The sequence below is a fragment of the Aminobacter sp. P4_D5 genome (assembly GCF_056401815.1).
The window spans coordinates 1-567 of record NZ_JBFUIP010001164.1; the positions used below are offsets into that span (position 1 = coordinate 1).

Sequence of the window (567 nt, forward strand, 5' to 3'; positions counted from 1 at the left end):
GCGCTGGCTGCCGCGGCCGCTGCCGGCGGACCGCGCCTGGGTCAACGTCGCCGACCAGCGGCTGGTGCTGTATCGCGCGGACCGGCCGGTCTTCTCCACGCGCGTGGTGGTCGGGGCGGATGTCGAACGCAGCCAGAGCCCGGAATTCCGCGCCGTGCTCGAGGCCAGCTTCTTCAACCCTCCCTGGGTCATCCCCGCGGACATCGTGGCGGCGGAGATCCGGCCGAGGATCGATCGCGACCCGGAGTACCTGACGCGGAACAACATGGTCCTGCGGGACAATGGCGAGGTCGAGCAGCTGGCAGGACCCCAGGCAGGGCTCGGGCTGATCATGTTCGACATGCCGAACCGGTTCGACGTCTACCTGCACGATACCCCGAACCGGGGCATCTTCGTCCGCGACAACCGCCGCATCAGCCATGGCTGCATCCGGGTCGAGAATCCCTTCGAATTCGCTGCCTTGCTGATGCAGCAGCCGGTCGACGCCATCCATGAGGGGATCGCGATGGGCGGCACCACCCGGCACACCCTGCCGACGCCGGTGCCGGTCTTCGTGATCTACCAGAC

Annotated in this window: 1 protein-coding gene; it reads left to right on the top strand. The window is 68.1% G+C overall.

What is annotated here, in order from left to right; genetic code table 11:
• Positions 1–567, top strand: a 567-nt coding sequence (locus AC1DWF_RS37275) for a L,D-transpeptidase family protein (RefSeq protein WP_476843449.1), incomplete at both ends; no start/stop codon positions are given.